Consider the following 12,187-nt stretch of genomic DNA (forward strand, 5'->3'; position numbering starts at 1 on the left):
AACTTATTTTTTTACATAATGGCGTGGTTTGGCCTAGGGGTCTTTAGGGTAAAAAAGGGCTGAGGTCATTTATTCTGTTAGAACTGCTCTGCAAAATGGATACATTAGCATTGATATTGCCGCTGTTTACAAAAACGAAGAAGGAGTAGGCAGGAAATCCGAGATTCAGGAGTAAATCGAGAAGATATTTTTGCAACCTCAAAAGTATGGAATGCTGAACAAGGCTACGATTCGACTCTTCAAGCATTTGAAAAAACCTTCAAAAACAAAAATGAAGGGGTGGGTCCAAATCCGGATAATTTTGATTTTTAATTGGAACTTTTATCCTGCTTGAGAGGGCAGTCAACTATGGAGCTCGTTTCATGGTTGACTGCCTACAAATGTTCGATTGATTCAAGGGCCTTTAGGTCATACCCTAGGTACTAACAATCAGTGGGGGACGGCCACTGATGGAAGTTTTACTTGACCTTACGTATCTTTCTTTTTCAAAAGATGGGAGGAGGGAAACTATGAAAACAAAGGGCTCCCATGCCTTAGTCATTGGGGGAACAGGTATGCTTAAAGATGTCTCTCTTTGGCTTAATAAAAAGGGTTACCATGTCACTGTAGTAGGAAGGCAAAAAAGTAAATTCCATCGTATGCTTGACCAAGCCTATAAAAAAGAAAATTTTTCAGCTGTGAATATGGACTATCATGAAACGGAAAAATTTATAGAGCGATTAAAAAAAGCTCAGAATGACTTAGGCAGTTTTGAGGTTATTGTTTCATGGGTTCATTCAACAGCAGATGAATTAATACCAAAAATTTTTCAAATGATGCAGGAAAATGATGGGGAATACGACTTTTATCATCTAAATGGAAGCCGAGCATATATCGAGCCTTTTACTGTAACTCCTCCATCTAACTGTAATTATCATGAAATTATACTGGGGTTTAAGTTGACGGAAACCCATTCCAGGTGGTTGACCAATAAAGAAATTTCGGATGGAGTGATTGACTCTATTCAGCATCATCGACAACTGACCATTGTTGGTCAAATGGAGCCATGGGAATTAAGGCCGAATTAACTATTAATCAAACGTTTGATTAGTTGTGAGACATATGTTAGCGTCAAACATATGTCTTTTTTACAAAATACAAAAGTATAAAATTTGTCTAGCTCCAGCGAAAAAGCATCATCGAGTAATCGTCGAAGTTTTTGCCCTGAGTAAGGAAAGCTACATAGAGCTACTTCGCAGAAAACAAGTGATTTTCTTGTTTCGAAGGGCACTTACGCTTTTCTTATACTATCAACTTTATAACTTTAGTCGCGGTGATAGTATAAGTAAAACTGTGGCTTTCGCCATTCAGACTTGCACTCCAGAGTATAAGGGCTTCTAAGATGGCAAAATATGCTTTTCAAGAATTCTTTAACGATCTAATTAAAATTTTTATGTTCTTATTTATCTACAATTTTGTAGAGAAAATGTTAAAATTCACTTATAGTTGTCATATCGTGGTAAAATTAAATTCATAAAAAGACGTTAAATTAATATAGAGAGAAAGGTAGGTGGTTATAATGAAGATGGAGGAAAACGATAAAAAACCACCAGTCGTAAAGCTAACGGATCAAATAAACATATCTAATGGGTCACATATTTTATATACATATAATGATCAAGTGAAATATATCAACAATATTTGTGCGTTTGTTAGTCAAGGTCTTGATGAGGGAGATGTCATTATTTTAATTGATTATACTCATATTCATGGCGAGGTTATTAATCAGTTAAAAGAGCGATATACCAAAGAAGATTTGAATAAAATTATATTTATCGATAATGTTGAATTTTATGAGCTTAATGGAGTTTTTAATGCATCTACTATTCATGAACATTTTGGTGAAATTATTAATCCCTATTTAGCCTCTGGAAAAACCATAAGAGCATGGGGTCATGCGGATATCCAGATGCAGGACCAACTTTTAGAGAAATTATTAGATTATGAATGTCGATGTTCGGAACTAATTGACCACTTCAAAATGATTACAGTTTGTGCTTATGATGGTCAAAAAATCCCATCCTATATTATTTGTGAGTTACTTTCCGCTCATCAGTATATTATGACTGATTCAAAACTGTTGCCTATAAATTCACAGGAACAGGTACAGTTTCCTACTCTTCATGAGCAGCTGGAAAAAGAAAGAGAGTATAAGCATTTAAAATTTAAACATAAGGAGCTTCAAGAGGATTCTGAGCGGATGAAGCAGGACTTTCAAATGTTAGCAATTCAATCTAGCAAATTGTCGGAAACCGGTAAGTTAGCTGGCAGTTTTGCCCATGAAATTAAGAATCCACTAACAGCTATTAAAGGGTTCCTCAATTTAATCAGCCAGAATAAGATTGACCAGGAAAAACGTCAGAGCTATTTCCAGGTTATGAGTGATGAAATAAAAAAGATAGAGCAAATCACCAATGATTTACTCAATTTGTCGAAGCCTCCTGTTGAAAACTACCAAGAGAATAATATTATTAAAGTAATAAATGATGTTGTCACTCTATTGCAATTTCATGCTTCTCAGAAAGGAATTGAAATTGTACATAACTATGAGCAGGATGAAATTGTCTTGGTTTTTGATGAAATGAAAATAAAACAGGTTTTAATAAACTTGATTAAAAACTCCATAGAGGCAATGGAAGAGGGAAAAATCACTTGTCATACTTCATTAGATGATCGATTTGTAATTGTTAGTGTACAGGATGAAGGCTGTGGCATGCCGCCTCATGTTCTAAAACAAGTAGGAAATCCGTTCTTCACGACAAAAGACGAAGGGAATGGGCTTGGTCTATCTACCTGTTTCAATATAATAGAGAATCATGGTGGAAGTATAGCAGTAGAAAGCAAAGAGGGTGTTGGTACTACATTTGCCTTCAAAATTCCACTCTCTAGTAATAGAAACTAGTTTAGAAGTTTAATTCTTTCATGGTAGGGGAATGTAAGAGTAAAGGGACATGTATTCCCCAATATGAAGGAGGATTCGATGGCACTTTCTTTAGAGGAAATCGAAAACAAGCGACAACAAATGTTAGAGCTTGCGGATAAAAAAGGGATATCCCATAAAGAAGTCCTAGAATGTAGTCAAGAATTAGACAAATTGATCATAACAATAATGAAAAAATGATAGCATTAGAAACTTGACCTTTGATGCATACGGTTCGGAGGTCAAGTTTTCTAATGCTATCATGTTCTAATGAGAAAAAGTATAGGAGAGCAAATATGATTAAGGAAATGTTAAAGATCGTCCCTTCTTCTTCGGAAGATATAGAACAGTTAATACACATCGATCATTTAATCTGGAATGATAAGAATACACCACAAGTTTCAAAGTGGGAATCGATAGAAGAGTACGAAAAAGTGTGGCCGCCAGGGAGTCAATTTGTGGCTAAGCTTAATAATAGAGTTATTGGGTATATCATGTTTCGTTATCCAACGCCGCTCCCTTCTAATAACCATGTGATTGAGTTGATGATCGGTATTCATCCAGACTATCAGGGTATGGGTGTTGGAAGGGCTTTAGTTCAATTTTTAAAGCGGTGGGCACAAGAAAACGGGAAAAGAAAGATTTGTCTACGAGTTTTGTCCACGAATGGAACGGCTATCCACTTTTATAAGTCAAATGGTTTTGAAGAGCAAGGCCGTTTAAAGAATGAGTTTCTCATAAATGGACAATATGTGGATGACATTCTTATGTTCTGCTGGCTTGATGAATAGTTGATCAGTAAATTTTTTCAGTAACAAAAGTGTTACTGATTCGATCAGGCATGAGTGAAGAAGGTTTCTATGCTCGTCTTAGGGTGAATTTATCCTTTGATGCAGTTAGATTTCTTTTGCCTCATGCTTTTTTATTTGCCCTTATCTTAATTTTTTCAATAGAATGTGGGCACTTTAAAAAAGAATTCCTTTAACAACTTTACTTATTAACTTTTCAAAGCTAAGGAGGAAAAATAATGCTTAAAAAAGCATTTGGACTACTGCAACGTATTGGTCGGGCTCTTATGCTTCCAGTTTCAGTACTTCCAGCTGCTGGGCTTTTGCTTGGTTTAGGACATGAGAATGTATTAAACATTCCAGTCATGGCTCAAGCAGGTGGTGTAATTTTTGATAACCTACCTATTTTATTTGCTATTGGTGTAGCCATTGGCCTTGCTGATGGCGATGGTGTGGCGGGATTAGCTGCAGTCATTGGTTTTTTGGTAATGAACGTAACTCTTGGTATTATCGCTGAAGCAAATGGTGTAGAAACCATTCAAATGTTAGGAATTACTACCCTTCAAATGGGGGTTTTCGGCGGTATAATCATGGGTGTTGTAGCAGCTTATATGTATAATCGGTTCTTTAATATTCAGCTCCCTCAATTTCTGGGTTTTTTTGCCGGTAAACGTTTTGTTCCGATTATTACAGCTGCGAGTGGACTGGTATTAGGACTTGTCTTCTTCTTTGTTTGGCCACCAATTCAAAACGTGATTGATTGGTTCTCAGTGTTGGCAACTGAAACTGGTTCAACGGTTGCCACCTTTATTTTTGGATTTGGTCAGCGTGCGTTGATTCCGTTTGGACTACATCATATCTTTTATCAACCATTCTGGTACGAGTTTGGTCGATTTACCACTGAATCAGGTGAAATTGTTCGTGGTGATATGACTCGTTATTTTGCAGGGGATCCAACAGCAGGAACATTCATGGCTGGTCTATTCCCATTTATGCTATTTGGACTACCAGCTGCAGCGTTAGCAATTTATCACGAAGCTCGTCCTGAAAAGAAGGCACAAGTTGGAGGAATCATGGCATCTGCAGCTTTAACTTCTTTCTTAACAGGGATTACAGAGCCAATTGAATTTGCCTTCTTATTTGTTGCTCCAGTTTTATTCCTAATCCACTGTGTATTTGCTGGACTTTCATTTGTTACTATGGATTTATTGAATGTAAAGGCCGGCTTTACCTTCTCAGGTGGTTTTATTGATTACGTATTATACTGGCCATTGTCTACAAATGCATGGATGATCATACCAGTTGGTATAGTTTTTGCAGTGTTATATTACATTGGATTTCGTTTTGCAATACGTAAATGGAATTTAGCTACACCGGGTCGTGAACAAGATGTTGACGGAATAGAAGAAACTAATGAAGGAATAGATACAGAAACTTCTGATGATCTTCCTTATAATATTCTTGAGAGTCTTGGGGGAGAAGGTAACATTACTCATTTGGACGCTTGTATCACTCGTTTACGTGTTTCTGTAAGGGATAGAAATCAAGTAGATAAAAACCGGTTAAAAAAGCTGGGTGCTGCTGGTGTTATGGAAGTAGGAAACAATATTCAAGCTATTTTTGGTCCTGCATCGGATTCTATCAAAGGGCAAATTCAGGACATTATTAAGGGCAAGAAACCAAGACAACGGGTAGAAAAAGTGGAAGCAACCCCTACTACAATTGATAAAAATGCAGAGTTTAATTTAACTAGTCCAATGAAAGGAGACATTCTCCCATTAAGTGAAGTTCCTGATCAGGTTTTCTCAGGAAAAATGATGGGGGATGGATTTGCTATTCAACCAACTGATGGAACCGTGGTTTCTCCGATAGATGGGATAGTGGTTACTGTATTCCCAACTAAGCATGCAATCGGATTAAAGTCTGCTTCTGGACGTGAGATTCTTATCCATGTGGGAATTGATACAGTGAAGCTTCAAGGAGAAGGTTTTGATTCTTTTGTAAAAGAAGGAGATGAGGTGAAGGCAGGACAAAAGTTACTTCAGGTGGATTTAGATTATGTCCAGGCGAATGCGCCATCTATTGTTACACCAATTATATTCACAAACCTTCAAGAAGGGGATTCTGTAGAGATCCTAAAAAGAGGTGCCGTTTCCCAAGGAGAGGGAAATATCGTTTCAATAAAACGCGCATAGATTTTTGAAAGGTGCTCTGATTGGAGCGCCTTTTCAAATCTCTCCTAGTATGATAATTATGATTAAATCTTTTTTACAGAGAAAGCTTGTTAGTATCCTAGAACCTACTGTTTTAGCTGTGGGAGCAGTCAGAAATCTCTAATTACTGAAAAAGAATAAAAATTAATTTCGAAAAGAAGGAAACAGAATAAACATATAGAATATAGTGGGGTAACATCAATGGGAGGAGGAGTTTTTTTGGAAAGGCCATTATTACCTAAGGTACATGCCGTTTTTATACATGTAAGTCACTTACGCCGTTCTGCGATTTGGTATAGCCAACTACTGGGTGTACCTGTTAATAAATCAGAAGTTCAATCTCCAGTTTATAATCTTTCTATAGAAGGTGAAACATTTTTAACATTAGACGATCACAAATATGACCCTTTCTATGAACCGCAACCCTATAAAAATCCTGCCTTCAGTATTTGTTCAGAGGATTTAAAGAAAACATATAATTGGATCCGTTCAGAAGGGTATGAGATTGTTAGTGATATTGAGGTAGAAGGTGATTTTGGCTGGTTTAATATAACTGACCCAGATCGAAATGTCATCATGATTTGTGGAAAATTAATGTAGATGGATAAACGAGCATTTAGTTGCTCGTTTTTTTGGTTCCTAATGGATGGGGGTTTGAGTTCTTTCTCCAAAGGTGTAATAATCCCAGTAATCATCGGAACCATCCTTATGTTCGTAGTTGTAATCTTAACCAAAATTCCCATTCTTCGAGATTTTGATTAAAAGGCAAAGGCCCTATTGACCTTTGCCTTTATTTCCTACAAACAGCTATTCCTAGAGGATATTCAAGATTTTCTCTTGCAGGTTCCACTAGAACACCTTTTTGATAATAAAAAGTGGCGTCATAGTTTTGGAAAAGTTTTCTAAACTCCTCGGGTTTTAGTTGGTGAACATGGAAAGGGGACCCACAAGAAATTCCCCTACCTTCGCCAAAAGGAGTGGAGACAATAAGCATCCCTCCCGGTTTTAATAATCGATAGTAATTTTCTAGAATAGCACTTTCATCTTCTATATGTTCAAGGGTTTCAAAACTTAAAATAACATCAAAAGTTCCAAGCTGATCAATTAAGGTCAAATCTGTAGCATCTGCTACGCGGAAACTAGATTTAGGATGATAATAGGCCCCTCTAGCATATTCTATGATTTCTTCGTCAATATCAACACCAATGATCTCATCAATCTCATTCTTTCTTTCTTTTGCCACCATATGAGTTCCATAACCGGAACCACAGGATAAATCTAGCACCCGACCTGCTGTATAAGGAAGGGCAAATTGATAACGAGCAATATGCTCCAAAAGAAGTTTATTCATCGGTTTCATCAATTCAGGAATAACCCGTTCTCCTGTATCTCTTATCAAACAACCTTCACCGCTTTCATCAAGTTCAATACCACATCATTATGCCACAAACAGGCGGGAAAAGGGAGTTTTGAATTCATTGGCTTCAATCAAAAGATGCAATGCTTTTAATTCTATGCTAAAATATGGACAATAACGAAGGAAATGGAGGTGGGGATAGAATGATCGACACAGTAAGGCAAGGGAATGAATACCATAATTTGTATATTTTCCGTGCGATTACTCATGAAAATGGAGCCAACGGGATACGTGTGTCCTTTTTTAGCCCATTTGTGAATAAGTCTGTGTCAATTATGACATCCTCATTGTAACCTTTAAGAACGGAATCGAATGATATCAAGGGTATAGAATTCCCAATGTAAAAGTTCGAACGTCTAGGCTCCAATGGTGGAGACTAGGCGTTTTTAATTTGGCTATAGAACACTCAGACTTTTCCAAATGGATCGAAACAGTCAATCTAAAAACGATCAATTTGGAGGAATTATTTATGGAAATTATGTTAAAAGAAGCAAAGAAAATTTTTGGCGGGAACGTTATTTTTGAAAATATAACTTTTGAAATGAATGATGGAGATCGCGTAGGCCTTGTAGGACGAAATGGAACGGGGAAGACAACCATTTTTAAGCTATTCATGCAGAAGGAGCCTCTTGACGAGGGGCAACTCTTTTTAAAAAAGGGAACAAAGGTTGGTTATTTGGATCAAATCCCTGAAGTTTTTACAGGTACCGTGAGAGAATTCTTGAGGGAAGCGTTTCAAGATTTACTTGAACTTCGCAAGAAAATGAGTGAATTAGAGGAAGAAATGAAGGATCCGAATAAGCTTGAAAAGACTCTTTTAATCTATGGAGAGGTACAAGAACAATTTAGTCAAAAGGGTGGCTACGAAATGGAGGCCAACCTCGAGCGGGTTTCAAGTGGTTTAGGGCTGATCCATCTACTGGATGAAAAGTATTCTAGTTTAAGTGGGGGAGAGCGAACGAAAGCGGGGCTTGCTAAAATCCTTTTAGAAGAACCTGATGTATTACTGCTTGATGAGCCTACAAACCATCTCGATTTGCAGGCTATTGAATGGTTAGAAAAATATATAACGGAATATAAGGGAACAGTTTGTATCATTTCTCATGATCGAACATTTCTAGATCAAACAGTAACCAAAATTGCTGACTTAGATAATGGGGAATTAACTATTTATACAGGAAACTATTCTTCTTTTGTCCAAGAAAAGGAAGCAAAGCTGCTGGAGGAATTTCAGCAGTATCAAGAACAACAAAGAAAAATCAAAAAAATGAAAGAAGCTATTAAACGTTTAAAACTCTGGGCGAATCAGGCGAATCCACCCAATGCGGGTTTGCATAGAAGAGCAAGAAATATGGAGCGTGCCTTGGATCGATTGGAGAAAATTGATCGTCCTTTACTTGATCCTAAGACCATGGGACTAGCATTTGAAATGGATCAACGAACAGGAAAGGATGTATTTATTGGAGAGGACCTTGTCAAATCTTTTGATAATAAGGTGATATTAGACGGGGTGAATCTTCATCTACAATTTAAAGATAAATTAGCCGTTGTTGGACCAAATGGAAGTGGAAAAACAACTCTAATTAAGATGATTATGGGTGAGTTGGAGCCAGACTCCGGTTCTGTTAAGAGAGGTACTCAGTTGAAAATAGGCTACTTGTCTCAACACCCATTACAGCATGTTGACCCATCGATCCGTATGATTGATTTTTTTAGAGAATATATTCGGGTTCATGAAGGAGAGGCAAGGCAAATATTATCTCGCTTTCTTTTCTATGGGCATGCAGTCTTCCAAAAAATTGGGCAACTTAGCGGTGGAGAGCAAATGAGAGTTCAGCTCGCGATTTTTATGTATCAAGGTGTAAATGTCCTTATTTTAGATGAACCCACAAACCATTTAGATGTAGATTCTCAGGAAGTTTTAGAAGAGGCCGTAAAACAGTTTAAGGGAACTGTACTTTGTATCTCCCATGATCGCTACTTTTTAAATAAATGTTTCCAAGACACAGCTTACATGGTTCGCGGGAAATTAATAAGGTTTCCGGGGAACTATGAAGAGACGAAGGCAAAGGCCCTACACCTTCAGATGGAAGATAAACAAGCTATACCTAAGAAAGAAAAAGAAAAGCCAGTAAAGATGCAAAGCGAACGAAAACAATTTTCCATCGAAGAGGTGGAAGAGGAGATTGAAAGAATTGAAATGAAAATGGAGAAATGGGAGTGGAAAATGAATAATTCCCAGGATCCCAATGAACGAATGGATATTCAATTAAAAATGACAGCATTAGAAAAGGAGCGGGATCAGAAATATCAGCATCTTTTCAAGATGGAACGGTAAGTTTGAAAGAAAAATCACCCAAATGTCAAAAAAAGTTCACAAATGTGATTTTTGTCATAGTCAGATTCCCTTTGATTTTTTACTATATGTATAGTGGAAATAGTAAAAAGGGGGACGCAATGATGAATTTGAGCATGGGGCAGTTAATAATTTGGGTGGTTTTTCCTTATTCGGCATTGATGGTTTTTTTAATGGGTTTAATTTGGAAGTATGATCGAGGAACTGAAGATACAAAGAAAGCATTGCATCCCCTATGTTCTGTAGCCGTATATTCTTCCTTGATTATACAATCAATACTTACGGCCAGCCTTATTGTAAGTGAAGGGTTCTCTTGGCTGAAATGGTACGTATCCTTTGGTTTGTTCCAGCCAGAGACGGAATTACTTGTACAGGCGTCATATATGCTTCAAGTTCAGGTAGTGATTTCATTTCTAATCTTATTCATATTACCATTCACGAGATTTATAGTTTTTGTTCGTGTACCAAAAAGGGAAGTTCAACAGCTCTTTCACCTTCTAGTTCAACAATCTAAAAGGCAGAAGGCTGATCATGTAAAAGTACTAGTCAAAGAAGTTTTTTTTCATTCATAATGCATAACAGGGAAAGTATCTCTTGTTTGAATAGGGGATATCTTTTCTTTATTACAAAAAAGTTAGTTTAATTTATAAAAAGTAGGGAATAAAAAATCTAGAAGTATTTTGGAATAGTAGGGGGTTCATCAATGACTCAGCACCAGGTAACCGTCTATATAAGTGATGGATGCCAGGATTGTAAAAGGGTAATTACGTTTTTGGAAAACATTGGTATTGAATTTAAAGAAAAAAATATAACAATCGAGCCTTCTTATAAGAAGGAACTTAGGGAAGAACATATATATGGAACTCCAGCTATTTTTGTTGGAAGTGAAATCATTCTTGGGTTTCAACCGAATAAAATCCGAAGAGTTCTTCAACTATATAATTGAGTCTTCCAGGCAAGTGACCGTTATGTGTTACTTGCTTTTTTTCTTTTTAGCAACACCTTATCGGTAGCCTTAGTTCATTTCAAACAAAATAACATATTGGGTTGCTTGCTCATATACTAAAGCAGATTACATCGATAGGAGGGGAAGTTGATGAACAGGAGAATGCCTCAATTTCCATATGATCAAAATCCGTATTTTACAGATGGTTTCTCTCCATACCAGCATCCTAATTTTTATGGTGGTCAACAATTTCAGCAGCCGCCAATACAAAATTATCAACAAACTCATCAAGGAAATCAAGGGCCGCAACAACAGTTCCAAAATCCGTATCAGCAATTCGCCAAGCCTCCACACCCACAAATGTGGAACGGTAACTTTGGACCTGGACCAATGAATGGAATGAATGGTATGAATAAGAAGTCCATAATGACTTACTTTCAAGATGAAAATGGTCAAATAGATTTTGATAAAATGTTTTCAACAGTCGGTCAAATGGCCAGTACGGCACAGCAAATTTCCCCGCTCGTTAAAGGGCTTGGATCTATGTTTAAGGGCCTAAAATAAAGGAAAGGAGGTGGCTCTCAACTGGCAACCACCTCCTGGCTCCTTTCTTTACTCAATTTTTTTATCACTGAAAAAGGAAATGACAATACCACCTTCACCCGCATAGGTGGAAATCAATGGTCCCATTTCCGTTAAATGAACTTCCTTAAATGGGTATTTTTCTTTCATCTCAGCTAAAATTTCTTTTGCTTTTTCTTCTGCACTGAAGTGGGACATGGCCAGGATTTTACCTTCAAAGTTTTTCGAGTATTCTCCAATTTGCTCTATAAAACGTCGAATCGTTTTTTTGCTTCCACGAACTTTTTCTGCTACTTCAATAGTTCCTTCTTGACTGGCGCGCATGAGTAGTTTGATGTTTAGAGATTTTGCGAAAGTTCCCTTTATTGGATCTAGCCGACCTCCTTTGATCAAGTTGTCTAGTGTCTTTAACATTATCAGAGTGGTCGTGTGCTCAATTCGGTCCTTTATATGAGGAACAAGCGTCTCAAAATCCATTCCAGCTTTGATTTTTCTCCCGGCTTCTTCCAGTAAAATGGATAGTCCAGCGGAAGCTGTCCTTGTATGAAAAACTTCAATTTTACGTTCCGGTTCCTCTTGCTTGAGCATTTCCTTGGCTAATATGGCGTTGTCATATGTACTACTGATCATTTTAGAAACAGGGAAAACCAATATAGGCTTAGACGGGTCCACCTCTTTAAATACATCATAAAACTCTTTAGGGTTGGAAGCAGCTGATCGTGGGAGTTTGGTCGATTGCTTCATTTTATCGTAGAACATGGACAAACTGATTTCTTCCTCTGTTTTAAAGCTTTCATCCCCAAAAATGATGTGAAGGGGAACTACTTTAATCTGGTGTTTTTCTCGGATGGAAGAAATAAAATCTGCTGATCCATCTGTTATTAGTTGAATATCCATCGAATCACTCCTAACATAGAATAGTTTTA

13 protein-coding genes and 1 pseudogene are annotated in these 12,187 nt (G+C 37.1%); 12 read left to right on the forward strand and 2 right to left on the reverse strand.

All coding sequences use genetic code 11. The features are described 5' to 3' along the window. The first annotated feature begins 18 nt into the window (after window positions 1-18). The 7 genes and pseudogenes from RZN25_07560 (at window position 19) to RZN25_07590 (ending at window position 6,560) form a co-directional block, all read left to right on the forward strand. Window positions 19-252 (forward strand): annotated as a pseudogene (locus RZN25_07560) (aldo/keto reductase). A gap of 257 nt (window positions 253-509) precedes the next feature. After that, window positions 510-1,067 (forward strand): short-chain dehydrogenase, encoded by a 558-nt coding sequence (locus tag RZN25_07565; protein MEQ6376684.1) that lies wholly within the window; start codon window positions 510-512, stop codon window positions 1,065-1,067. A gap of 491 nt (window positions 1,068-1,558) precedes the next feature. Next, a complete protein-coding gene (locus tag RZN25_07570) occupies window positions 1,559-2,941 on the forward strand; it encodes an MEDS domain-containing protein (GenBank protein ID MEQ6376685.1) in 1,383 nt (460 codons plus the stop codon). Between the two features lie 78 nt (window positions 2,942-3,019). After that, the gene (locus RZN25_07575; protein MEQ6376686.1) at window positions 3,020-3,160 is read left to right on the forward strand and encodes an aspartyl-phosphate phosphatase Spo0E family protein; all 141 of its coding nucleotides are present in this window, start codon (window positions 3,020-3,022) and stop codon (window positions 3,158-3,160) included. A gap of 95 nt (window positions 3,161-3,255) precedes the next feature. After that, window positions 3,256-3,750 carry a GNAT family N-acetyltransferase gene (locus tag RZN25_07580; GenBank protein ID MEQ6376687.1) on the forward strand — a complete coding sequence of 165 codons (495 nt, stop codon included), beginning with the start codon at window positions 3,256-3,258 and terminating at the stop codon, window positions 3,748-3,750. Window positions 3,751-3,986: 236 nt separating this feature from the next. Beyond that, a complete protein-coding gene (ptsG, locus tag RZN25_07585) occupies window positions 3,987-5,942 on the forward strand; it encodes a glucose-specific PTS transporter subunit IIBC (protein MEQ6376688.1) in 1,956 nt (651 codons plus the stop codon). A gap of 237 nt (window positions 5,943-6,179) precedes the next feature. Further along, the gene (locus tag RZN25_07590; GenBank protein MEQ6376689.1) at window positions 6,180-6,560 is read left to right on the forward strand and encodes a VOC family protein; all 381 of its coding nucleotides are present in this window, start codon (window positions 6,180-6,182) and stop codon (window positions 6,558-6,560) included. A gap of 190 nt (window positions 6,561-6,750) precedes the next feature. On the opposite strand, the gene RZN25_07595 is transcribed toward RZN25_07590, so the two are convergent. Beyond that, complete coding sequence (locus tag RZN25_07595; GenBank protein MEQ6376690.1) at window positions 6,751-7,359, reverse strand: class I SAM-dependent methyltransferase; 609 nt, start codon at window positions 7,357-7,359, stop codon at window positions 6,751-6,753. A 161-nt stretch (window positions 7,360-7,520) separates the two neighbouring features. On the opposite strand from RZN25_07595, the gene RZN25_07600 reads away from it, so the two are divergent. The 5 genes from RZN25_07600 (at window position 7,521) to RZN25_07620 (ending at window position 11,243) form a co-directional block, all read left to right on the forward strand. Then, entirely contained in the window at window positions 7,521-7,670 is a 150-nt protein-coding gene (locus RZN25_07600; protein ID MEQ6376691.1) for an RAxF-45 family protein, read from the forward strand. Between the two features lie 176 nt (window positions 7,671-7,846). Further along, complete coding sequence (locus RZN25_07605; GenBank protein ID MEQ6376692.1) at window positions 7,847-9,715, forward strand: ABC-F family ATP-binding cassette domain-containing protein; 1,869 nt, start codon at window positions 7,847-7,849, stop codon at window positions 9,713-9,715. A gap of 122 nt (window positions 9,716-9,837) precedes the next feature. Continuing rightward, on the forward strand, window positions 9,838-10,305 hold the full coding sequence (locus tag RZN25_07610; GenBank protein ID MEQ6376693.1) for a respiratory nitrate reductase subunit gamma: 468 nt from the start codon (window positions 9,838-9,840) through the stop codon (window positions 10,303-10,305). A 131-nt stretch (window positions 10,306-10,436) separates the two neighbouring features. Beyond that, window positions 10,437-10,679, forward strand: a complete 243-nt coding sequence (locus tag RZN25_07615; GenBank protein ID MEQ6376694.1) for a glutaredoxin family protein — start codon at window positions 10,437-10,439, stop codon at window positions 10,677-10,679. A gap of 150 nt (window positions 10,680-10,829) precedes the next feature. Beyond that, window positions 10,830-11,243, forward strand: coding sequence for a YppG family protein (locus RZN25_07620; protein MEQ6376695.1), 414 nt, complete (start codon window positions 10,830-10,832; stop codon window positions 11,241-11,243). Between the two features lie 48 nt (window positions 11,244-11,291). Here the strand turns inward: RZN25_07620 and RZN25_07625 are convergent, their stop codons facing one another. After that, the gene (locus tag RZN25_07625; protein MEQ6376696.1) at window positions 11,292-12,158 is read right to left on the reverse strand and encodes a DegV family protein; all 867 of its coding nucleotides are present in this window, start codon (window positions 12,156-12,158) and stop codon (window positions 11,292-11,294) included. Window positions 12,159-12,187: the final 29 nt, after the last annotated feature.

The organism is Bacillaceae bacterium S4-13-56 (genome assembly GCA_040191315.1).
Taxonomy (GTDB): domain Bacteria; phylum Bacillota; class Bacilli; order Bacillales; family JAWJLM01; genus JAWJLM01.